Below are 20981 nucleotides of genomic sequence, written 5' to 3' on the forward strand. Positions count from 1 at the left end.
CTGCCTCACGCCGCCCCCGGTTTACCCGGCCGGGACCGCCGACCCGTTCCGGCGGGGCGTGGTAGCCGGTGCACCTGCCTCGTGTCGGCCACCGCACCGTCGTGCTCGGCGGTCGCGTCTTCGGTCATGCTGTACAGCCCGGGCGGTTGGCCGCTGGTACGCAGCCGGTCCAGCACATCGTGGGCGCGGCCGGCCAGTTCCGGCACCGCCGCGGTGGTCCCGGAGACAACGGTCGCCGTGGGCCGTACCTCCGCCGCCTCGGCGACCAGTTGCAGCACCTCCGCGCTCATCACGCCGGGGGCCGTTCGGCCACCCAGGACGGACTGCGGGGATTCCAGCGGTATCAGCACCGTGCCGCCGTCGGTACGCAGCAGCGACAGTGACCGCGATCCCAGCGGGGTGCCCAGCGCCGCCTGCACCCGGCGCAGTTTCCGGCGCGCCGCCGAGACTGCCTCGAAGCCGCCCGCCTGCTCTTCCGCGTGCGGCGGGATAGCCAGTGCCACAACCTGATACGCGGGCGCCACTCGGATACCGGCATGTTTCGCCAGGGTGGCCACACCGTGCCCGCTCAACAACGCGGCCACCATCGTCTGCGCGGATGTCTGGTGTTCCCGCGCGACAACACGGTGTTCGTCCAGGTAGGCCGCCGCGGCGGCCGTGGTCACGACCTCAACCACCCGCACCAGCAGCCGAGCGCCGTCGACCATCGCTTCCGCCCGCAAGGCCGCGTCGGCGATTCGCTCGACGAGGAATTCGAGTGCGTCCCGCGCGCATCCGTGACAAGCGGTGAGCACCGTTTCCAGCGCCACCCCCTCACGCGCCCAGCGCACCGCCGCGGCCACCACAGCCGGTGGAGCGGCGGCGGGGGCCGCGAGTTCGGGGGCGAGATCTTCCGCGATATCGGCGAGGCAGTGCCGAACCGTCGTGACCACATCTGTGGTCCCCGTGAAACGATCGCGGCGCCGCAGATGCGCCACAAGTTCGGTTTCCAGGTCCGTTATCCCGGAATCGGCTCTACTGCCCACCATAACTACCGGACAGTAACCTCTCTCGCGGCCGATCGAGACGATCTACCGTTTGTCCGGACAGTTCATCAGTGACCGTGCCGCGGTTTGGGTTCGATCACAAGACGGTAACGAGTTGCCGGTCGGGCACGCAATACCCGGCTGATTCCGGCGGAGACGACGGCCGGGCGAAAGCTCAGCGGTCGGCAGAGGGGGTCAGTGACCGGTCCGGCTCTGTTCCCGGCGTGCGGGCTGATCCAGGATGCGCGGCTGCCGCCGCCGCAGCGCCGTCAACAGGCCCGGGGTGTACTCCGGCGGTGCCGCGTGCACCGAGAGCTGGTTGGCGACCGCGCGGTAAGCGTCGAGATCTGCCTGTTTATCCAGATAGAGAGCGCCGGTGAGCTGTTGGAGGTAGACGATATCGGGCAGATCCGCCTCGGCGAATCGGAGGTAGGTGAACGCACCGTCGGTCAGCGCGGGGCCACCTACATGGTCGGCCAGCAGCTGCACTGTGATGTGCGGTTGCCGGGCCGCGGCCAGCAACTGGTCCATCTGCGCGCCCCAGATCCGCGAACCACCGATTCGGCGGGTGAGAGCGGCCTCCTCCACGATCAGCCACAGATGCGGGGGGTGCGCCCGGTCCAGGATGTGCTGGCGGCGCATCCGCAACGCCACTCGCCGTTCGATCGCGTCCTCGGGTTCCCCGGGATGGGCCAGTGCCAGTAGGGCACGGGCGTACTCCGGGGTCTGTAGTAGCTCCGGCACAGTACGCGGTTCATAGCAGCGGATCACCTGCGCGGCCTGCTCGAGGCCCAGGTACATATCGAACCATTTCGGCAGCCAGTCGTTGTCCCGATGCCACCATCCGGACGTATTGGCCTGCCGGGCCAGTTCCTGGAAGGCATCGAGTTCCTCGGAATCGGTGACGCCGTACAGTCCGAGCAGGTCCACCAGATCACGCTCCCGGATACTGGTTCGTCCGAGCTCGAGCCGGCTGATCTTCGAATCCGAACCGCGGATGTGGTCGCCGGCCTGTTCCCGTGACAATCCGCTGGCTTCCCGCAGCCGCCGCAGCCGACCGCCGAGCACCATCCGCAGCACCGTCGGTCCACCGTCGGCCGCGTTTCGCGCCGTGGATCCCGGTACGGACGAGGACTCCGTCTCCAACGCCGATCGCATCCCAGAAGCACCCATTATTCGATTTTCGCATGGGAGCGGTGCCGGAGACCAAACGAAACACCCGTGGCGTGAACGACATTCGCGAGGATAAGGCATTCCGGTGCGCCCGCCGTGCGGATCCGTTGCCCGCACCATGTACAACGACGGCACCGGCGCGACGACCGTTCTCCCGGGCCGTGGTGAACCACCCACACACCGCTCCACGACGTCCTGTGAATTCCCCAGACCCACTGCCGGAACATGTTCTCAGCAATGGTGCGAACCTACTGTGGGATTCGACGGCGCCGTTGCGGACGCCCGGAAGGAGACGCGGATCTTGGACGCCACGACACCGGCCACTGCCGGACGCGACGACACCGCCCGCGACGATCTCACCCGCCGGGTCACCGTCTACTTCGACGGTCCCGCCGCAGGCAACGCTCTCGTCCTGGAGTACGCGGCCACCAATTCCGAAGCCTGGGAATTCACCTCCGCCGCAGTGCACGCGGGCCTCACGGTAACCGTGGACAGCAAGATAAGGCCCGACTTGCGCAGGCTACCCTGCCACAGCCTGTGGCGCTGAGTGAGATGAGCGCGCCGCACTCCTCGGCGAAACCGCACCGGAGCGGGCCGACCCTCTAGGCTCGGAGGCAGCCGGCGCGATGGGCGGGCCGGCTCCGACCGCAGGAGCGCGTATGCCGATCGAACCCGCGGCCCGCGCGGCCGGTGTACTCGCGATAGCCTCGGCTGTCGCCACCGGATGCGCGGGCTCGAACTCCGAGACCCGTTCCGATAGTCCGCCCGCCACCACGACCACAGCGATCACCACTGCGGTTGCCGGACCCGTGACGCACCGCACCCCGCGTCCCACCCCGACGGTCGACCCTTATGCCGGCCTGGCGCTGATCGACTATGTGGAATGGACGGAGAACGCCGACGGCCCGCGTTTGATGGTCCACCCGACGCGGGCCGGTCGCGATACCACTTTTCCCGGATCCGATCTCCGCGCGTGGCAAGAGATCCGCACCGCCGATCCGGGCGCGGACGTTCCGGGGATGTGGGATCAGTTCCGCTGCCACTGGGAGTGGGCGCGCCTCATCGCTGCGGACAAACCGACCTGGAATCTGGAACCCTGGCGGCCGTCGGTGGGTTACGACGCGACCGTCGATGCCGCCTGCAATCCCGGCGGACCCGAACGCTGACCACGAGAGGACCCTCATGCGCATCGTCATCGCCGGTGGACACGGCAAGATCGCCCTGCTGCTCGCCGAACTGCTCACCGGACGGGGCCACAGCGTCATCGCCCTGATCCGTAACTCCGCGCACGCACCCGAGGTGTATGCCACCGGTGCCGAATCCGTGGTGTTGGATCTCGAGCAGGCCGTGGTAACCGATCTGGCCGCGACCGTCCAGGGGGCCGATGCGGTGGTATTCGCCGCCGGCGCCGGACCGGGCAGCGGGGTGGCCCGTAAGTACACGGTGGACCGCGACGGGTCGGTTCTGCTGGCCGAGGCCGCCGAACGTGTGGGTACTCGCCGGTTCCTGCAGATTTCGGCGATGGGTGCGGGGGTGGCACCCGCTGCCGGAACCGACGAAGTGTGGGCGGCTTATATCGAGGCGAAAACCCAGGCCGAGGACGATCTGCGGGGCCGTGACCTGGACTGGACCATCCTGCGCCCGGGCCGGTTGCTCGATTCCCCCGGAACCGGATCGGTCACCCTGGCGGCGCAGCGGCTCGACCGGGGAGATATCCCGCGTGCCGATGTGGCCGCGGTCCTCGCCGAACTGCTCGATGCGAGCCATACCGCCGGTCTGACCCTCGATCTGGTAGGCGGCAGCACTCCGATCGAGGCGGCGGTCGCCGCACTGGCCCCCTGATTCGGCACCGAAAACCGTTCCGACACAAAGAATCGATCGTGCAGATGTACTTGCATTTGAAAGCACCGCCGACCTAGACTCTTCCCACACCGCTATACAGGGGAAAACAAGGGGAGGCCGCGTGAGTGAGCCGACGACAACATTCGCCAGAGGTTTACTGCCGCAGCTGCGGGAGAGCCCTTTGGATCCGACTCGATTCGGAACGAGTTCAGCAAGAATCGATCCCGCCCCGATCGGCAAGCCGGCGAACGGTATTGATATGACTGCATTCGGCGTCCGCAGCGGCCGCCCACTCGGCGATTCGACCCGCGAAACCGCGGTCGAATTCGTCATCGACGCAATAGAATCCACCGGCGCGGCAACGCGTGACGATTTCGATATCGATCAGATCGTCACCACCGCTCATGCACTGGCAGACGATTGGGATTTCCGTCTGTTGCAGCCGGATGCCTTCTGGCGCGTCGCGTCGACTTTCATTCGGGCCTGAAGCTCTTCACACAAATATCGTCTCGGCGGTTCGGCGCCGAGACGATATTTTGTCGCGGCTTTCGCCGCTGCGCTCACAGGCCTTTCGTATAGTCCGCGATGATCCTGCGTGACTCCTCCGGCGGTGCCGCCTGCACACTCAACCGGTCCATCACCGACAGATACAGCGCAAGATCCTCGCGTCGATCCAGATACAGCGCGCTGGTCAGCTGTTCGAGATAGACGATATCGGGCAGGTCCGTCTCGGCGAACCGGAGAATCGTGAAAGAGCTTCCCGCAGCGGCATGTTCACCGGCGGAGAACGGGACCACCTGGATCGTTACATTCGGCAACCGGGTCAGATCCAGCAGATGTTCCATCTGCGCCCGGTGCACATCCCGGCCACCGACCGGTCGATGGAGTGCCGCTTCGTCGAGCACCGCCCAGATCACCGGCGGGTCGGTGCGATGCAATATTTCCTGCCGACGCTGGCGGAATGCCACCCGGCGATCGGTATCGGAATCCTCGTAGCCCAGCGTCACAACAGCTCGGGCGTAATCCGGCGTCTGCAACAGACCCGGAACCAGATGCGATTCATACGTACGAATCTTGCTGGCCGCCTGCTCCAGCCCCAGATATTGGCCGAACCAGGGTGGTAGCAGATCGCCGTAGCGGTGCCACCAGCCCGGTTCGTTCGCCTTGCGCGCGAGCTCGAGGAAACTCTCTCGCTCTCCGGGATCGTCGACGCCGTACAGCGTCAGCAGGTCCCGGATATCCCGCTCTTTGAAACTCGTCCGGCCCAGCTCGAGCCGACTGATCTTCGCGTGGGAGCCACGGATGGCATCGCCCGCGGCCTCTCGGGTGATCTTCTTGCTCTCGCGCAGTTTTCGCAACTGGCCGCCCAGAGCGATGCGTAGAACCGTGGGGCCACGCTCCGCCTCGACGGATTGCGCGCCACCACGGTTCTCGGGCTCTGCGATCATGGAGTCGTCTCCGCTTTCGGGTTAACCCACGGTGCGCCACTCATCGGATCTGGCGCACCACGCCGACGGCTCATGTTACCTCTCAGCCCGCCAGATCGTCGAACTCTCCGGCTTTGGCGCCCTGCAGAAAAGCTTCGATCTCCGGGCGCGTATAGAAGAGCACGCCGCCGGCGGGGAATCGCGAATTGCGCATGGCCACCAAGTTGTTGGCCGCCTCGGCGAACTCGACACAGTTCCCGCTCGGGTTGCTGAAAGTGCTCTTCCGCCAGGCTCCGATCACCTGGTTCCTTACTTCCGACATAGGACCCACTCCTTGCTCATGGTCGCTGACGCCACTGTCGCATACCGTCGGTCCTTACAGATGCAAACGCAGGTGTTCTTGCATCTGCACCGACATCAGGACGATAGCACGAAGTTCGCCGAACCGCGCCCACGAGCCCCGGAGCCCCGCGAAACCCCGCCGGGCCGCCGATTCACCGATGCGCGGAGAGTGAGGTGCACGGAACGAGCTGTGCCGACCACCCCGCCGGCTGCCGCGAGTCTTGTACTGTCGCAGGGGACATCCGTTTCACCAGCCGTGCGGCGCATCGTGCACACCGCCGTGGAGGCCACCTCACCCGGGAGCTACCTGACACCCCGGGACGGCACCGACGACAGCGAGGCATATGTGACGCTGTGCCGCCACTACACCGGCGCCGGGGGTGTGCCCTGCATCTTCCGGCCCCCGCCGGAGATCCGTGCCGCGTTCGACGGTTTGGAACGATGAAACCGGGAGTGGTGCCGATCGATCGGTGGCGCCCGGATAGCTCCGATGACAATGCCCTCCGGCCGCTCTCCGCCTACGGCGGCGTGGGCCGCAAGCACTGATCGCTGTCGAGAGCCCCGCGTGCACGGCAGCGGTCGCGCAGATACCGGAAGATGTAGCGCCACAGCGTCGGTCACCACGAAATCGTCCGGCCGAACCGCAACTGCAATTTCGTCTGTTGTTTGCAGATGTACTTGCATTTGCAAGCGACATCGGCTTAGACTCAGGCGCACAGGAGGGGCGATACGCAGCATTTTCTCCGGCTGATTCGCCGGCCGGAGGTGTCGCCCCGCAACGTCGCATGTGAGGGGCCACCGAATGATCCAACCATTCCGAAGTCCCCATCGGAGTGTCGTCGGCAGCACCGGCGGTACTCATTCACTCGGGCATCATCCGGAACCGATTCGCCACTACGGGGCGCCGGAAGCCGGCACCGACTGCAATGCCGAGCCGCCGGTACTCACGTACCGGCAAGCGCGCGAGATCCTGCATATCCACGATGTGCACGGGCCGCAGTGCCGCCAGTGGCTGGCTGCCGCCGCCTATCTCTCCGCAGGACTCGACGACGAATAGGTTCCCGAGAGAAGCACGGCTACGGTGTAGCGCCGAGCAGGATCGGCCGATGCCGATTCGTGCTGGCTTTCGAGCACCAGGCGCGGGATTCTGGAATCCCGCGCCTGATGTGGATGGTGACCATGCGAATTGCTGAGATACTGCGTAACAAGGGCAGCGCCGTAACGACCGCGCGTCCGGATCTCGATATCCGCGCGCTCCTGGCGCTACTGGCCGAACACAACGTCGGAGCCGTGGTCGTGTCGCCCGACGGCAGCCGGATCGCCGGAATCGTCTCCGAACGAGATATCGTCCGCGCCCTGCACCGGCACGGCACCGCGCTACTGGATTGGCCGGTATCCCGGATCATGTCCACCGAAGTCCGGACCTGCGCCCCCGACGACCATATCGAAGGGCTCCGCAGGATCATGACCGATCATCGGATACGACATCTGCCGGTGGTCGCCGACAGCGAGCTGGTCGGCATCGTGAGCATCGGTGACGTGGTCAAAAGCGCCATCTCCGAGCTCAAAACCGAGCGCGAGCAACTCGTCGAATATCTACAGGGTGGTTACTGACCACTCAGCCGAGGTCGGCGGACAACCAGCGCTGTGGATGCATGTACACCACAACTTGCTCACCGAACTCGGCCTCAGCGAAGGACAGATAGTCCTCCACCTGCTCGGGCGGTAGATAGCGCGACGCCATACCCCGGTGCTGCTCGTCGCTCATCGGCTCGACCCTGGTCACCGGGCCCTCGACGCTCACATAGCGAACGGTCGGTGCCACCCGCTCGGCCATCAAGCTGAACCGCCCCGCCTCCCGAATTCGGCGCATCTTCTCCGATTCCGCCCCGGTCAGCACCCACAGGTCACCGCCCGGCTCGTACTGATACCAGATGGGTACGGTGAGCGGGCCCCGCCGCGGACCCGCCGAGACCGAAAATGCGCCGACATGCGGTTCGGCCAGAAACGACTGTCTTTCATCCGGGGTGAGTGGCATATCGGAACCATAGCGCCGGCCACCGACATCTCCCAGCACCTTGCCGCCGGGTCGCCGTCGTGGGCGAAACTGTCTGCGCACCAACTGCACTGGGCGAACTTTCCGACAATGAGTATCGTTGTTCGCAGTCCGGGCAGATCGGCGGAAGGAGCGATCACATGGGATCACCCCTGCGCCGTCCGGAGTATCCGGTGCTCGTTCCTGAGGTGTCGGCAGCCCCGGTGCCCGCCCTGCTGCCGGCCGACATCCGTACTTATTTTCCGGCACTGGCCGAAAGCGCGGAAACCTATCTGGACAGTGCCGCCACCACGCAGAAACCCCGAGCTGTGATCGATACGGTCCGGGACTATCACGCCGTCGCCACCGCCAACGCGGCGCGCGGCACCTACCCCTGGTCGACAACGCTCACCCAGCGCATAGCCGCCGTCCGGGCCCACACCGCGCAGTTCCTCGGCGCCGCCCACGTCGACGAGATCGTGTTCACCGGCGGCGCCACCGCCGCGCTCAATGCCGTCGCGCTGTCCTGGGGACTGACCGCTCTGCGGGACGGGGACGAGATCCTCTACAGTCCTCGCGACCACGCGGCCAATATCGCACCCTGGTTCCTGCTCCGGGACACCCTCGCGGGTTTCGGCCGCAGAATCGAACTCGTGCCCTATGCGGTCACCCCGGACGGACAGGCGGATACCACCGATATCGCCGGGAAACTGAGCCCCCGCACCCGGCTGCTCACCGTGACCCACCTGCACCATGTGTACGGCGCCCTCACGACCCTGGCCGAACTACGCGATCGGATGCCCGAACAGGTGCTGCTCTGTTTCGACTGCAGCCAGAGCGGCGGCCATATCCCGATGGACGTGGTGGCGCTCGGCGCCGATTTCGCGGCCTTCGCGGCGCACAAGATGTTCGCGGCGCCGGGCACCGGAATCCTGTACTGCCACCGTCGGACCCATCCCGCACTGCGCCCGTTCCTCCCCGGCGGAACCACTGACGCGACCCTCACCGCCACCGGTTTCACCGGGGGCATCATGCCGGGTCTGCTCGAGGGCGGCACTCCGAATATCCCGGGGATACTCTCCATGGGCGCGGCCCTCGAGGTGCTCGATTCCTACGGAATGTCCGCAATCGCGGCGCACAACCGGACACTGACCGGGCGGTTGATCCGCGGGTTGCGGGCAGTGTCCGGCGTGAGTTTCCTGCCGGGGCCCGCCCACGGGCCCGACGACGACGGATACGGCATCGTCTCGTTCACCCTGGCCGGGATTTCCGCGGCGGATCTCGGATTCGTCCTCGCCGAATACGGCTTCCTCGTCCGGACCGGCGCCCACTGCGTGCCCGAGGCCGGTGGCGAACCCGCATCGGTGCGGGTCAGCACCCATATCTACACCGGACTCGACGATATCGACCGCTTCGTAGCCCGCGTCCGAACTCTCGCCGAGGAGCTGCAATGACCCCAGAGATCAGCGCATCCACCGAAGCCACAACCCACTACGACCGGCGGGCCGCCGCCCGGATCCTGGCCGAGCTCGCCCCGGCGGATCTGTTCGCCGCCCGGCGCCCGGGGCCGGTGGGCAGAGTCGAATACACCGCGACCGAGTTGCGTGCCGAACCGGACAGTCACCTGACCTTCTCGCAGCGGCTCTACCTGGAACGGTTCATGAGGCCCTGCCCGGCCGACGAAGTCACCTCTGCCACCCACCGGATGACCTGGGTCGACAGCGCCGGGATCCCCAATACCGGGTTCTACCGGGCGGATGCGCTGGGGCCGCTCGTACCTGTTGCCGCCCGGGAGGCGGTGCTCACGCTCTGGCGATCCATCGACGAGGACCAGGACCTGGCCGATCGGATATCCCGGCTCGACCTCACGGCGCACGCGGTGCTGGCCGGTACCACCACTGATCACGAGCCTATCGATATCTTCCGGGTCGGGGTGGAATCCGCGGGCCGGGCACTCGCCCAGCATGCGCTGATCGCCCAGCAGACCGAGTACCGGACCGCCGGCGAATTCGCTTGTGGATTACGCGATTCCGGAATATTCACCGCGGTCGCCACCCGATGGTTCTGGGAGCTCCAGGCCTCCACATATCGGCGCGGGATGATCCCGGTGACGTTGCGCACCGAACCGGACGGGACGGTGCGGTATTCGTCGCAGTCGGTGGCGACACTGCGGGCGATGAAGGAAGCGACCGTCGCCGACGCGCACCGGGTCATGGATCGAGCGACCACCGGAGAAGGGCTGAGCGTGCCCGAGGCGATCGCCCGCTATCACGACGACCTGGACCTCATCTCCCGCCAATACGCGCTGTTACCCGCGGGCGAGCACCCGATCTGCCTCGCCGCGGTCACCCACCGCGACGGCACCACGAACTCCACGCTGTTGTCGGGAGTAGTGGACCGCTTGGTCGAGACCTTCACCGATATCGCGGAACGCTGCGAACCGGTCGCCGTCGCGGCCCGGCCCGCGTCGGGCACCGGCCCGGCGGCCGCGGAGGACCAGACCTTCTATGTCCCCGATATGACCTGCAAACACTGCGTACGCACAATCGGCGGAGTCCTGGAATCGATGGATATCCGGGTCATGGATATCGACCTCGACAGCAAGCGGGTCGTGGCCGAGTTCCGCAGCCCACGGAACCGGGATCGCGCCTTCGAAGCGCTGCGCGACGGTGGATACAACCCGGTGGGCGAACGACCGGACCCGATACGCCGGGGCAGCCGCGGATGACCCTACGCCGCCCGCTGCGCGTCGACCGGTCCACGCCTGCCGTGCACGCCGACCCGCCTTCGCTACCGGCGCGCTGGGATCCGCTCGTCGAGTCCTTCCTCGCCGACCGGACCGCGTTCGACGAGGTGCTGCACCGGTTCGGGACCCCGGCGAACCTCCTCTTCCCGCAGGTTTTCGCGGGCAATATCGGTCGGCTGGCCGCGGCACTCGACGCCGCCCGGACCGGATATCGGATCTGCTACGCGCACAAGGTGAACCGGTCCCGGTCCCTGGTCCGCACGGCCGCAGCACACGGGATCGGCGTGGACGTCGCCTCACCCGGTGAACTGGATTCGGCGCTGGCCGCCGGATTCACCCCCGGTCGGATCGAGGTGACGGGACCGAAAGGCGAGGCGTTCCTTCGGGTTCTGGTGGGTTCCGGGGTCACGGTGAACGTCGACAACGAATGGGAGTTGCAGACACTCGCCGACCTTGCCGATCCTGCTCACCCGGTTCCCGTGCTACTCCGTATCAGCGGCTTCACCGGTTCTCAGGTGAGCCGCTTCGGAATTCCGGCGCATCGGATGGAGCACGCCTTCGCTTTGCTGGCCCAGCACCGGGATCGGCTCCTGTTCCACGGCACAGCGTTCCATCTCGACACCGGCGACAGCGGCGAGCGGGTACGTGCCGCCGATGCCTGTTTCGCACTGCTCGAACAGGCCTACGCCGCCGGCCTCACGCCGACAGTGCTGAACATCGGCGGCGGGCTGCGCCAGGTGTTCACCGCCGACGGTGACCGGTTCGACGACTACGTGCATCGGTTGCGTGCGTCCCTCATCGGTGAGGGTGCGGCGATGAGCTGGGGTAACAACACCTTCGGCTATCACGTCGAGGGGGGAACGCTGCGCGGGACACCGGTATTCCACAAGTACTCCAACACCGTGCCCGCCGCCGAAATGCTGACCGAATTCCTGCGTGCCCCGCTCGAGCGCCACGGCGGCCGCAGTATCGCCCGCGTGGCCGAGGACAACCTGCTCGATATCTGGCTGGAACCGGGGAAGGCCCTCGCCGATCACGCCGGAATCACTGTGGCGCGGGTGGAATTCACGAAGGAATCTTCCGACGGCAGTGTGCTCGTCCATGTCGATATCAGCCGCGACGCGGTGACCCCGGCCGATCAGGAGGTGATGGCCGACCCGCTGCTGCTGCCGGGCGACAGGAAGGCACCTGCCGGGAACCCGGTCGGCGTCTTCCTGGCCGGCCGACTCTGCCTCGAGAGAGATCTCGTCACCACACATATGGTCTGGTTACCGTGGCTGCCCCGGCCGGGAGACCTGATCGTGTTCCCGAATACTGCGGGATACCACATGGATCTGTCGGCGGCCGCCGCGGCCATGCACCCACCTGCGGCGAAAGTGGCGGTGGTCCGTCGCGACGGGAGATTCCTGGCCGTATCCGACACGGACTACCGGCCATCCTCCCCCACCACCGACTCGACATCTCCCGAGGTTTCGTGACGATCTACCAGCACATCACCGACCTGATCGGTGACACTCCCCTCCTCCACCTGGACCCCGCGGTCCACGGGCTCGACGGTGTGGACCTCTACGCCAAACTCGAATCGCACAACCCGTTCGGTTCGGTCAAGGACCGCGTCGCATGGGCGATGCTGCGCGACGAACTCGAAACCCTGCGGACACAGCACCGGACGTTGATCGAGGCGTCCAGCGGCAACACTGCCAAAGCGCTGCGGATTCTGGGCGCGATCCACGGCCTCGGACTGCGGGCCATGACCAATCGGATCAAGGTCGGCGAGGTGCGCGACCTGCTCCGGTTGCTCGGCACCGACATCGTCGAACTGCCCGGGCTGTCCGAATGCCCGGACCCCACCACCCCGAACGATGTGTACTCGGCGATCGACGCGGCCATGGCCGCCGAACCCGGCAGATTCCGGCATCTGTCCCAGTACACCAGCGAGAAGAACATCGCCGCCCATCACGACGGCACCGGATACGAGATCCACGAAGACCTCACCGCTGCCGGAATCGAGCGGATCGACTACCTTTTCGGTGGTCTGGGCACCACCGGTTCGAGTCGCGGCGCGGGCAGCTATCTACGCAAATTCCACCCGGATCTGCGGACGGTGGCGGTGGTATCCGAACGGGAAGATTTCATTCCCGGTATCCGATCGGAACGGGAAATGTGGGAAGTGGGCCTGTTCCGGCCCGATTTCTACGACGAGATCGTCGCGATCGGATCCGGAACCGCGATCGAGGCCACGCTCGAACTCGCCACCGGGTACGGCGTCCTCGCCGGGCCCACCAGCGGTGCCGCCTACGCCGCCGCACGTGCGGTGCTCGCCCGGCCCGGTCGCACGGGGGCTCCCGCGGTCGGGGTGATCATCGTGTGTGACCGGCTCGAACCGTATCTCTCCTATATCGAGCAGCGCCGACCCGAACTGTTCGGCCGCGAGACCGGTCCCCGCCCGCCGGACTCCGCCGAGATCGCTGCCGCGCCCTCACTGAATCCCGCCGAATTGGCCGACCTGGTGCGCACCGCACATCCGGTGATCGTCGACACGCGCGGTGCGATGGCCTATCGGGTCGCCCATATTCCGGGTGCGCTCAATATCCCCGACGATCGACTCACCGACCTGTTCACCCACGGCACACCGTTCTCCCGGGACCGCCCGGTGGTCTTCACCTGCCCCACCGGCGATATCTCCCGGCAGTTCGCCGCGACCGCACGGCGGACCGGGCATACCGCCTACAGCTTGGACGGTGGTATCGCGGGCTGGCGGGCGGCCGGTCTGGAGCTGGAACGCGAGAACTGACCGACCGGCGATCGCGGGCATCGGTCCGGGCTCACCGAACCGACCTCGACGAGCAGCCGGGAGATGGTCGGGACAGGCGCTCCGTTCACTGCGGGGCGCCTACTCGACGGTTGCCTCCGTGCCGGATCCCACGGCGGAACCGGGGCTGTCCGTCGGCGGGCCCGCATCCTCCGCGCGGGTCCGGATCAGTACCCCGACCGCGACCAGGAGCCCACCCAGCGTCCAGCCGGCGAGCACATCCGTGGGCCAGTGCACCCCGAGGTATATCCGCGAAAGTCCCACCAGCACGACGAATGTGGCGGCGAGGGCCGCGACGATCATGCCCACCAGCCGATGCGTGGTCCGCATGCAGAACAGAGCGGCCAGGACACCGACCACCGCGGCCGACCCGACACTGTGTCCCGAGGGGAATGCCGGACTGCTCACCTCTACCAGGTGGTCGGCCACCGGTGGCCGGGGTCGGCCGATCAATTGCTTCGCTACCGGCACCAGAATCGCCGACGCCGCCCCCACCCCGGCAACCAGTAGTAGATCCGCCTTCGCTCCGCGCTTCGCCAGGACCGCGCAGGCCGATAACGCCAGTGCCCACATGACCACCGATCCGCCGACATGGGTGATCACCGTGGCCGCCGTGGTGAGCGTTTCGGTACGCCAGGTCAGCACCCAGTCGTGCATAGGCCGGTCGATATGGACCGTGGCATCGCCCACGACGACGTATCCGGTCGTCGCGGCGAATACCGCGAACAGCACCACTGCGAGCCCGAGCACGTATTTCACCCTAGCCGTACGCTGTCGACCGGCGTCCGTGCGGCACGGCGTGGAGAGAGCGGTCCGGGCAGGTCCGGACGCCGCTATCCGCACTGCCGGCCGGGCGGTTCTCGTCGCCCGGCCGCCGGACCCCGACGCCCACACCTGACCTGCGGCCCGCCCCAACCATGCGGCGACCACCCGGCGCGACCGGCGGCACACGCCCACTACTGTGGACGGGTGCATTCAGATGAGCGATCGGACGACAGCGGACCCCGGATCTGGGGTGGCACCACGCTTTCCGAACGAAAGCAGGCACGACGCAGCGCGCTGCTCGAGGCCGCGCTCGATCTGATCGGTGAATCCGGCGCCGCCGGAGTCACCATGCGGGCGGTGTGCCGCCGGGCCAACCTCACCGATCGGTACTTCTACGAGAGTTTTGCCAGCCGCGACGAACTGCTCGATGTGCTCTACCGGCAGATCGCCGACGATTTCCTCGATCCGATGACCGCGTTCGCCGTCGCCGACGATGCCTCGCGTGACCGGGCGCTTTCCGAAGCGCTGGTGGACAAAGTGCTCGAGGACCCCCGCAAATCGCGGTTGTTCCTGGTGGAGCCGTATTCCAGCACCGGTCTCGGACAGACCACCATCGCGGTGATGCCCGCCTTCACTCGGCTCATCCAGGATCACCTCTTCTATCGGATCGACGATCCGGTCCGGCGGCGGCTCGCTTCGGTCACCATGGCGAGTGGGAACGCGGGGATGTTCTCGGCCTGGCTCAACGGTTCACTACGCGCCACCCGCGCGGAGATCATCGAACATCTCGTCGCCATGCTGGGGGCGTACCGCGGACTGTATCGCTAGTCTCGGGCCCGGTTCCCGGATACAACGGCCGGGCAAGAAGATCGGGGAGAAATTGCACGACGAAGTTATCGGATCGACCGGTAAGCTGATCTCGCCGATCCGAGGCCCCGGGACGCTGGGTGAGGTCCTGGTGGCCGTCCGTGGGGGAACCGAAGGGTACATCGCGCGAGCCGCCGAAACGATCCCGGCCGGGAGCACCGTGCTGGTCATCGCTGTCGATTCCGGTCGTATCGCCGAAGTGGTGCCCTGGATACCCCTCACGCCGGACCCGGCACCGTAGCAACACGACGCGAGGAGTTTTACGTGCTGGGTTATCACGTGCCCGATCCCGATGAGGCGATGCTGGTCAGCGGTGCCAAGAGTCGCGACGCCACCCCGTTCCGGGTGATCATCGGACGCGGCACGTGGGTGATGCCGTTCTTCCGCAAGGTCCGCTACCTGTCGCTGGCGATGTTCGAGGCCGAGATCACCGAACGCTGTGTGACCAAACAGGCCATCATCCTGCAGGTGCGGGCGGTCATCGCGTTCAAGGTCGCCAACGACAGCGCCTCCATCGTGAACGCGGCCCAGCGTTTCCTCTCCGAACAGGAACAGGAGATGTCGGTGCTGACCGGGCGGATCTTCTCCGGTCATCTGCGGTCCATCATCGGCTCGATGACGGTGGAGGAGATCATCCGGGAGCGTCAGCGGCTCGCCGACGAGGTTCTGGTCGCGTCCAAGGTGGAGATGAGCAATATCGGCCTGTGGGTCGACTCGTTCCAGATCCAGTCCATCGACGACGGCGATCTGGGCTATATCTCCGCACTGGCCGCACCGCACAACGCGGCCGTGCACCGGGACGCACATATCGCGAAATCGCAGGCCGCACAGCGTTCGGCCGAGGCCGAACAGGAATCGCTGCGTAAACAGGCCGAGTACTCGCGGGAGACGTCGATCCTCAAGGCCGGCTATCAGCGCGATATCGACAAGGCCCAAGCCGAAGCCGCCGCGGCCGGACCGCTTGCCGCCGCCCTCGCCCAGCAGGAGGTGCTCGGCGCGCAGGCCGCCCAGGCCCGAAAAGAGGCCGAACTGCGTGAGCAGCAGTTGCAGGCCGAAGTTGTCAAACCGGCGCAGGCCGAAGCCGAGCGGGTGCGGATCCTCGCTGAGGCCGAGGCCAATCGCACCAGGATCCAGGCCGAGGCAGCAGCCTCCAACAACCGCATCGCACTCGACCAGATGCTCATCGAACAGTTGCCGCTCATCGTGGAACAGGCCGCGCGCGGACTTTCCAACGCCAATCTGACAGTCCTGAACGGGCCGGACGGGGTCGGCGAACTGCTCAACGGCATGGTCGGGCAGGGGTTGACCGTATTCAACTCGCTGCAAAAAGCGCTTTCGACCACCGATCAGGAAAAACCGGATATAGAGTGACCGGCAGGACTGTGGCGAGGAGCGGTGTAGTGGCCAGCGGGAAATTGGTGTCGTTCGACGGATCGCGGGGATTCGGTTTCATCCGCCCCGAGGACGGTGGACCCGACGTGTTCGTACACGTCAACGATATCGGCCTGGGCGAGGACGAACTCCGGCAGGGACGGGTGTTCGAATTCGATGTCGCCGAGGGCGATCGTGGCCCGAAGGCGATCAACCTCCGGTCGCCACGCGGCCAACCTGTCCGGTCCGAACCGGTGGCGGACGGTACCCGGTTGACGGCCGACGAACACACGCGGCTGGTCACCGAACTACTTCTCGACGCCTCCCCGGCGCTGACGGCCGGGGAGATCGTCACCATCCGGCAGCGGCTCACCGATTTCGCGGTCGAACAGGGCTGGATCGACGGCTGACGGCCGGATCCGGCGATCTGTCGGTTCGAACTCCTATCATCGGGGGCGATGATTCGGTGCCGGCCACGGCGTCGATACGGGTGAGTCGACCCGAGGAGGATCGTGTGGATCTACCGGTGATGCCGCCTGTCCGGCCCATGCTGGCCAAATCCGCGCCCGATATTCCGCCGGGCCCGGGTCTGAGTTATGAGCCCAAATGGGACGGATTCCGCTGCGTGGTATTCCGCGACGGTGACTCGGTGGAACTGGGTTCCCGCAACGATCGGCCGCTCACCCGGTATTTCCCCGAGGTCGCCGCACTGCTGCGCGCCGCGCTGCCGGACCGGTGTGTCGTGGACGGAGAGATCGTGCTGGTCACCGAGCACGGGCTCGATTTCGACGTCCTACAGCAACGCCTGCACCCGGCGGCATCACGAGTGGCCAAGCTCGCCGCGGAGACTCCGGCGAGTTTCGTGGCTTTCGACCTGCTGGCGCTCGGTGACCGGGATCTGACCGGCGCACCGTTTCGCGAACGCCGGCGGCTGCTCGAAACCATCCTGGACACCGAACCCGGCCGAGTGCATCTCACCCCACTCACCGGCGATCCGGCGGTGGCCCGGGATTGGTTCACCCGGTTCGAGGGCGCCGGTTTCGACGGTGTGATGGTCAAGGCCGACGACCAGCCGTATCAGCAGAACAAGCGGGTGATGCTCAAGGTCAAGCACGAGCGGACAGCCGACTGTGTGGTGGCGGGTTTCCGCTGGCACAAGGACGGGCAGGGGGTCGGTTCCCTACTGCTGGGGCTCTTCGACGACGAGGGCCGATTGCACCATGTGGGGGTGGCGAGCAGTTTCACCGCCGCGCGGCGCGCCGAGCTGGTCGGCGAACTCGCTCCCCTCCGAGAGAACGCGCTGACGAACCATCCGTGGCGGGAATGGGCCGATGCCGCGGCGCAGGCCGAATCGGGAGGCTCCATGCCCGGCGGGGTGAGCCGCTGGAGCGGCGGCAAGGACCTTTCCTGGGAACCGCTGCGGGCGGAACTGGTCGCTGAGGTGCGGTACGAGCATCTACAATCCGGGCGCTTCCGGCACGGCGGACGGCTGGTCCGGTTCCGTGCCGACCGCACGCCCGAATCGTGCACCTACGCCCAGCTGGATGAAGCCGCGCCCGCCGAACTGCACGAGATCTTCGGTGCCTCGGTGGCGAAATGAGCGAAACCATGGAAATCGAAGCCGCCGGCCGGGTGCTCACCATCAGCAACCCGTCGAAGGTGTATTTCTCTCGGCGCGGTGAGACCAAACTCGACCTGGTGCGCTACTACGAGAGCGTCGCCGAGCCGTTCTTCCGGGTCAACGGTGGGCGGCCGCTGCTGCTGGAGCGCTACCCCGACGGCGCGTCGGGCAAATCGTGGTTCCAGAAGCGGGTGCCGAAATCCGCTCCGGACTGGTTGCACACGGTGGAGGTCTCCACTCCCAACGGGACGACCAGTGATGCACTGGTGGCACACGATCTGGCCCATGTGCTGTGGGCCGTGAATCAGGGCTGTCTCGGATTCCACGTCTGGCCCAATACGGTGCCCGATCTGCGGATCGCCGATCAGTTGCGGATCGACCTCGATCCTTCGCCGGGCATCGGTTTCGACGAGCTGCGCACCGCCGCGATACGAACCCGGGAACTATGCGCCGAACTCGGTATCGAAACGTGGGTCAAGACCTCCGGATCGCGCGGCCTGCATCTCTATATCGCGCTCGAGCCCCGCTGGGACGGATACGAGGTCCGCGCCGCGGCCGTGGCACTGGCCCGCGAACTGGAACGCCGGTATCCGGACGACATCACCGCGCACTGGTGGAAAGAGGAGCGCGGCAGCCGGGTTTTCGTCGACTACAACCAGAACGCTCCGCACAAGACCGTTTTCGGTGCTTGGTGTGTGCGTCCGAAGGTCGGCGCGCAGGTGTCTACACCGGTGCCCTGGGATGAGCTGGATTCCGTTGTCCCCGAGGAACTCACGATCAGGACGGTGCCCGCCCGCCTCGCCGAATACGGTGACCCCTGGGAGGCCCGTCCACCACAGAGCATCGAACCGCTGCTGCGGATGTCCGAACGCGATCTCACATCCGGACTCATGGACGCGCCGTGGCCGCCGCAGTACCCGAAGATGCCCAACGAACCACCGCGGGTGCAGCCCAGCCGCGCCCGCAAACCCGCTACGGACGGCTGAACGCCCCGCCCGGCGGGACCCCAGATCCGGCGGCTCAGTTCCGGCAGTGCACCCGGGGTAGCGATTCGGTGACCAGGGTGCTCAGCATGTCGACCAGCAGCGCGTGCACCTGTTCCCGGGTCATCGTGCCGCGGGTCAGCCATTCCCGGCCGGCGACCTTCACCAGACCGCCGTAGGCGCGGACCATCGCCCGGCGAGGTTCTTCCGATGCCTCGCCGTCGGCCAGGCCGATCATGACCAGCAGTCGCTGCGCGGCGGCGTCGTCGGCCGCGTCCAGGATCTGCTGCACCTCCGGGTCGTCCCCGACGCCCTCGTGACTGGTCACCTTCACCCAGGTGCTGCCGTGTTCGGAGATGGTGTCGAGCAGCCAGCGCACACTGGCCTCGACCCGTTCCCGGGTGCTGCCGGTGGGCACCGCGAGTTGGTCGGCGCGCGGCAAGGTGACCATCCGGCGGACCACCGCGAGGTAGAGGTCGCGTTTATTGCCGAAATAGTGGTTGATCAGGCCGCGGGCGACTCCGGCGCGTTGTGCCAGTTCGGCCGTGGACACCGCAGCGTACGGCCGCTCACCGAACATTTCGATCGCCTGGGCCAAGATCTGGGCCCGGCGCTCGTCCGGTTCGAGCCGGCGTCGCCGGGGCAGCTCGGTCAGTCCGTCGTCCCCGTGCTCGAACGCACCGGGAGCTGAGGGGACCTCGGTCGTGGCCGCGGGCTGGGGTTCGAGGTCAGAGCCCACGAGCGATGAGATCCTTCATCACCTCGTTGCTGCCGGCGAGGATGCGAAGCACCCGGGCACCCGTGTACAGCTGGGAGATCGGATACTCGGTCATATAACCGTAGCCGCCGAACAGTTGCAGGCAGCGGTCCACGACGATACCGAGCTGATCAGTAGACCAGTACTTCGACATGGCGGCCGATTGGATGTCGAGTTCCCCGCGCAGGTGGCGGGTGATGCAGTCGTCGAGGAATACGCGATTGGTCCGGGCGATGGTCGCGCATTCGGCCAGTTCGAACTTCGTGTTCTGCATGGCGAAGAGCGGTTTACCGAAGGCTTCGCGGCCCTTGGTGTACTCGACGGTCAGCTCGACCGCGCGTTCCATCATCGTCACCGCCATGATGGCGGTGACCAGACGCTCCTGGGCCAGTAGTTGCATCATCTGGTAGAAGCCCTGGCCCTCGGCGCCGCCCAGCAGGTTCGTGACGGGCACCCGCAGTCCGTCGAAGAACAGTTCGGCGGTGTCCTGACCCTTCCCGCCGATCTTGGACAGGATCCGGCCGCGGGTGAAACCAGGGGTGTTGTCGTCGACCTCGGCGAAGATCAGCGAGACCCCGGCCGCCCCCTGCTCCGGGTCGGTCTTCGCGGCGATGATGATGCCGTCGCAGAGCCAACCGTTGGAGATGAAGATCTTCGAGCCGGTGATCACGTACTCGTCGCCCTCGCGCACCGCGCGGGTCTTGATCGCCTGCAGATCCGACCCGGTGCCGGGCTCGGTCATTCCGATGGACAACACCATCTCACCGCTGCTCGCCTCGGGCAGAATTCGCTTCTTCAGCTCATCGGAACCGAATTCGGCCAGGTACGGCGCGATGATCGAACTGTGGACCGGGATACCGAGGGCACCGTCACCGGCACGTACCTGCTCTTCGATGATCGCGGCCTCATGGGCGAAGGTGCCGCCTCCGCCGCCGTACTCCTCGGAGACCGCGGGGCAGAGCAGGCCGAGTTCACCGGCACGCCGGTAGAGCGCCTTGTCCGGATGACCCTGTTCGACGAACTTCTCCTCGTGCGGTACCACTTCCTTCTCGAAGTAGTTGCGCGCGAGTTCCCGAACCGCCTCGACCTCGTCGTCGCTCCATGCGGGGCGTGCCATATCCGCGTCCTCTGTTCGTGATCACCCGGGCCGGCGCCGATGCGCCGGATCGTCCGGCAACGACTTTTCCGCACTATTGGCGCTATGTCAACGAAGCA

The 20981-nt window shown here is 66.5% G+C and carries 25 protein-coding genes; 17 read left to right on the forward strand and 8 right to left on the reverse strand.

Annotated elements, in window-relative coordinates:
* Positions 1-5: 5 nt before the first annotated feature.
* Together OG405_RS11385 and OG405_RS11390 are read right to left on the reverse strand one after the other, a co-directional pair.
* Positions 6-1028, reverse strand: a complete 1023-nt coding sequence (locus OG405_RS11385) for a transcriptional regulator (RefSeq protein WP_327151595.1) — start codon at positions 1026-1028, stop codon at positions 6-8.
* Between the two features lie 192 nt (positions 1029-1220).
* On the reverse strand, positions 1221-2096 hold the full coding sequence (locus tag OG405_RS11390; protein WP_327152304.1) for a helix-turn-helix domain-containing protein: 876 nt from the start codon (positions 2094-2096) through the stop codon (positions 1221-1223).
* 355 nt (positions 2097-2451) lie between these two features.
* Between OG405_RS11390 and OG405_RS11395 the strand changes: the two genes are divergently transcribed.
* The 4 genes from OG405_RS11395 (at position 2452) to OG405_RS11410 (ending at position 4527) form a co-directional block, all read left to right on the forward strand.
* Entirely contained in the window at positions 2452-2745 is a 294-nt protein-coding gene (locus OG405_RS11395; RefSeq protein WP_327151596.1) for a hypothetical protein, read from the forward strand.
* A 112-nt stretch (positions 2746-2857) separates the two neighbouring features.
* Positions 2858-3364 carry a DUF2599 domain-containing protein gene (locus tag OG405_RS11400; RefSeq protein ID WP_327151597.1) on the forward strand — a complete coding sequence of 169 codons (507 nt, stop codon included), beginning with the start codon at positions 2858-2860 and terminating at the stop codon, positions 3362-3364.
* A 16-nt stretch (positions 3365-3380) separates the two neighbouring features.
* Positions 3381-4040, forward strand: a complete 660-nt coding sequence (locus OG405_RS11405) for an SDR family oxidoreductase (protein ID WP_327151598.1) — start codon at positions 3381-3383, stop codon at positions 4038-4040.
* A 121-nt stretch (positions 4041-4161) separates the two neighbouring features.
* Entirely contained in the window at positions 4162-4527 is a 366-nt protein-coding gene (locus OG405_RS11410) for a hypothetical protein (RefSeq protein WP_327151599.1), read from the forward strand.
* Between the two features lie 73 nt (positions 4528-4600).
* Here the strand turns inward: OG405_RS11410 and OG405_RS11415 are convergent, their stop codons facing one another.
* Both OG405_RS11415 and OG405_RS11420 read right to left on the reverse strand, forming a co-directional pair.
* Complete coding sequence (locus tag OG405_RS11415) at positions 4601-5488, reverse strand: helix-turn-helix domain-containing protein (RefSeq protein ID WP_327151600.1); 888 nt, start codon at positions 5486-5488, stop codon at positions 4601-4603.
* Positions 5489-5570: 82 nt separating this feature from the next.
* Positions 5571-5789: a DUF397 domain-containing protein gene (locus tag OG405_RS11420; protein ID WP_327151601.1), complete on the reverse strand. Its 219-nt coding sequence runs from the start codon at positions 5787-5789 to the stop codon at positions 5571-5573.
* Between the two features lie 210 nt (positions 5790-5999).
* Here OG405_RS11420 and OG405_RS11425 point away from each other — a divergent pair, with 210 nt between their 5' ends.
* The 3 genes from OG405_RS11425 (at position 6000) to OG405_RS11435 (ending at position 7423) form a co-directional block, all read left to right on the forward strand.
* On the forward strand, positions 6000-6254 hold the full coding sequence (locus OG405_RS11425) for a hypothetical protein (RefSeq protein ID WP_327151602.1): 255 nt from the start codon (positions 6000-6002) through the stop codon (positions 6252-6254).
* Between the two features lie 357 nt (positions 6255-6611).
* Entirely contained in the window at positions 6612-6866 is a 255-nt protein-coding gene (locus OG405_RS11430; protein WP_327151603.1) for a hypothetical protein, read from the forward strand.
* 122 nt (positions 6867-6988) lie between these two features.
* Positions 6989-7423, forward strand: a complete 435-nt coding sequence (locus OG405_RS11435) for a CBS domain-containing protein (protein ID WP_327151605.1) — start codon at positions 6989-6991, stop codon at positions 7421-7423.
* A 4-nt stretch (positions 7424-7427) separates the two neighbouring features.
* On the opposite strand, the gene OG405_RS11440 is transcribed toward OG405_RS11435, so the two are convergent.
* Complete coding sequence (locus tag OG405_RS11440) at positions 7428-7847, reverse strand: pyridoxamine 5'-phosphate oxidase family protein (RefSeq protein ID WP_327151606.1); 420 nt, start codon at positions 7845-7847, stop codon at positions 7428-7430.
* A 158-nt stretch (positions 7848-8005) separates the two neighbouring features.
* Here OG405_RS11440 and OG405_RS11445 point away from each other — a divergent pair, with 158 nt between their 5' ends.
* Genes OG405_RS11445 through OG405_RS11460 form a run of 4 tightly spaced genes read left to right on the forward strand, consistent with a single transcriptional unit; the run spans position 8006 to position 13384 of the window.
* On the forward strand, positions 8006-9298 hold the full coding sequence (locus OG405_RS11445) for an aminotransferase class V-fold PLP-dependent enzyme (RefSeq protein ID WP_327151607.1): 1293 nt from the start codon (positions 8006-8008) through the stop codon (positions 9296-9298).
* On the forward strand, positions 9295-10572 hold the full coding sequence (locus OG405_RS11450) for a heavy-metal-associated domain-containing protein (RefSeq protein WP_327151608.1): 1278 nt from the start codon (positions 9295-9297) through the stop codon (positions 10570-10572). The genes OG405_RS11445 and OG405_RS11450 overlap by 4 nt, the downstream gene beginning before the upstream one ends.
* Positions 10569-12068 (forward strand): decarboxylase, encoded by a 1500-nt coding sequence (locus OG405_RS11455; RefSeq protein WP_327151609.1) that lies wholly within the window; start codon positions 10569-10571, stop codon positions 12066-12068. Before OG405_RS11450 ends, OG405_RS11455 begins: the two co-directional genes overlap by 4 nt.
* A complete protein-coding gene (locus tag OG405_RS11460) occupies positions 12065-13384 on the forward strand; it encodes a pyridoxal-phosphate dependent enzyme (protein ID WP_327151610.1) in 1320 nt (439 codons plus the stop codon). The genes OG405_RS11455 and OG405_RS11460 overlap by 4 nt, the downstream gene beginning before the upstream one ends.
* A 99-nt stretch (positions 13385-13483) precedes the next feature.
* On the opposite strand, the gene OG405_RS11465 is transcribed toward OG405_RS11460, so the two are convergent.
* Positions 13484-14152: a phosphatase PAP2 family protein gene (locus OG405_RS11465; protein WP_327151611.1), complete on the reverse strand. Its 669-nt coding sequence runs from the start codon at positions 14150-14152 to the stop codon at positions 13484-13486.
* A 219-nt stretch (positions 14153-14371) separates the two neighbouring features.
* Between OG405_RS11465 and OG405_RS11470 the strand changes: the two genes are divergently transcribed.
* The 6 genes from OG405_RS11470 to ligD all read left to right on the forward strand — a co-directional run bounded on the left by OG405_RS11470 (position 14372) and on the right by ligD (position 19012).
* Positions 14372-14995, forward strand: coding sequence for a TetR/AcrR family transcriptional regulator (locus tag OG405_RS11470; RefSeq protein ID WP_327151612.1), 624 nt, complete (start codon positions 14372-14374; stop codon positions 14993-14995).
* 52 nt (positions 14996-15047) lie between these two features.
* A complete protein-coding gene (locus OG405_RS11475; protein ID WP_327151613.1) occupies positions 15048-15275 on the forward strand; it encodes an NfeD family protein in 228 nt (75 codons plus the stop codon).
* A 23-nt stretch (positions 15276-15298) separates the two neighbouring features.
* Positions 15299-16405, forward strand: coding sequence for an SPFH domain-containing protein (locus OG405_RS11480; protein ID WP_327151614.1), 1107 nt, complete (start codon positions 15299-15301; stop codon positions 16403-16405).
* A gap of 29 nt (positions 16406-16434) precedes the next feature.
* Positions 16435-16815 carry a cold-shock protein gene (locus OG405_RS11485; RefSeq protein ID WP_327151615.1) on the forward strand — a complete coding sequence of 127 codons (381 nt, stop codon included), beginning with the start codon at positions 16435-16437 and terminating at the stop codon, positions 16813-16815.
* A 104-nt stretch (positions 16816-16919) separates the two neighbouring features.
* Positions 16920-18005 (forward strand): ATP-dependent DNA ligase, encoded by a 1086-nt coding sequence (locus OG405_RS11490; protein ID WP_327151616.1) that lies wholly within the window; start codon positions 16920-16922, stop codon positions 18003-18005.
* The gene (ligD, locus tag OG405_RS11495) at positions 18002-19012 is read left to right on the forward strand and encodes a non-homologous end-joining DNA ligase (RefSeq protein ID WP_327151617.1); all 1011 of its coding nucleotides are present in this window, start codon (positions 18002-18004) and stop codon (positions 19010-19012) included. Before OG405_RS11490 ends, ligD begins: the two co-directional genes overlap by 4 nt.
* A 34-nt stretch (positions 19013-19046) precedes the next feature.
* On the opposite strand, the gene OG405_RS11500 is transcribed toward ligD, so the two are convergent.
* Together OG405_RS11500 and OG405_RS11505 are read right to left on the reverse strand one after the other, a co-directional pair.
* Positions 19047-19664, reverse strand: a complete 618-nt coding sequence (locus OG405_RS11500; RefSeq protein ID WP_327152305.1) for a TetR/AcrR family transcriptional regulator — start codon at positions 19662-19664, stop codon at positions 19047-19049.
* A 73-nt stretch (positions 19665-19737) separates the two neighbouring features.
* Positions 19738-20883: an acyl-CoA dehydrogenase family protein gene (locus tag OG405_RS11505; RefSeq protein ID WP_327151618.1), complete on the reverse strand. Its 1146-nt coding sequence runs from the start codon at positions 20881-20883 to the stop codon at positions 19738-19740.
* Positions 20884-20981: the final 98 nt, after the last annotated feature.

This window comes from Nocardia sp. NBC_01329 (assembly GCF_035956715.1).
GTDB lineage: Bacteria > Actinomycetota > Actinomycetes > Mycobacteriales > Mycobacteriaceae > Nocardia.